This window comes from Domibacillus sp. 8LH, assembly GCF_038806185.1.
Classification (GTDB): domain Bacteria; phylum Bacillota; class Bacilli; order Bacillales; family Domibacillaceae; genus Domibacillus; species Domibacillus indicus_A.
On the sequence record NZ_JAVJNG010000067.1, the window covers coordinates 1 to 1,223 of the forward strand.

Annotated in this window: 1 protein-coding gene; it reads left to right on the plus strand. The window is 47.3% G+C overall.

Annotated features, from left to right (window positions below; all coding sequences use genetic code 11):
- Window positions 1-1,223: FAD-dependent oxidoreductase (locus RG959_RS23775; protein ID WP_342799270.1), on the plus strand; the 1,223-nt coding region annotated here is incomplete at both ends.

The following is a 1,223-nucleotide window of genomic DNA, read 5'->3' on the forward strand; positions in this document are numbered from 1 at the left end:
GTACTAATCGGAAATGGGATGGCCGGTGTCCGGTCTATTGAAGAAATATTAAAAATTAACCCGGATCGGTTTCATATTACTATTTTTGGTGAAGAGCCCTATCCGAACTATAACCGCATTCAATTGTCAAAGGTCCTTCAAGGAGATACAACGATCGCTGACATTACGCTAAACGACTGGAACTGGTACGAAGAACAAAATATTCAGCTTTATCCAGGTGAAGGGGTAACGCGGATTGATACAGAAGCAAAATGTATTCATACCACAAAAGAGCGGACAGTCCAATATGACAAACTTATTATTGCGACAGGCTCGGTTCCTTTTATTATTCCGGTGCCGGGGCATGAGAAAAAAGGCGTAACCGCATTCCGTGATATTAAAGACTGTGAAAAAATGATCGATGCGTCCAAAGAATTCAAAAAAGCTTCCGTTATTGGAGGAGGTCTTCTTGGACTCGAAGCCGCACGCGGGCTTTTAAATCTAGGCATGGAAGTAAACGTCATTCATCTGGCCGACTTTTTAATGGAGCGCCAGCTCGATGAAACAGCCGGCAAAATGCTTCAAAAAGAGCTGGAAAAGCAAGGCATGAACTTCCTTATGCAGAAGCAGACAGCCGAGATTTTAGGTAAAGATAGAGTAGAAGGCATCCGTTTCAACGATGGAGAAGAAATTGAAACCGATCTTGTGGTCATGGCAGTCGGGATCCGCCCGAATACCTCATTGGCGAAAGAGAGCGGCATTGCCGTAAACCGGGGCATTCTCGTCAACGACTACATGGAAACCAATATTCCAGATGTGTACGCGGTTGGGGAGTGTGCCGAGCACCGTGAAGTCGTCTACGGCCTTGTGGCTCCACTTTATGAGCAGGGCAAAGCAATGGCGGCGCACATCTGCGGGAAGCCGGCTGCCGGCTATGCAGGCTCCGTCTTGTCTACGCAGCTGAAAGTATCCGGTGTAGACGTATTCTCGGTCGGTGAGATTGTCGAAGACGAGGAAACGAAAACCATTAAAATGTTTGACGACTGGAAAGGCGTGTACAAAAAAGTCTTAATCCGTGACGGAAAAATGGCCGGTGCTGTTTTGTTTGGGGACACAAGTGAAGGAAATAAGCTGCTTCGCTTGATCAACAAAGGGGCAGAGGTGGAAGAATACATCGGCGCTGCAGAAGAAGCGGGAGGCGGCGAAAGCCTTGTCGCATCCATGGATGACAGTGAATTGATCTG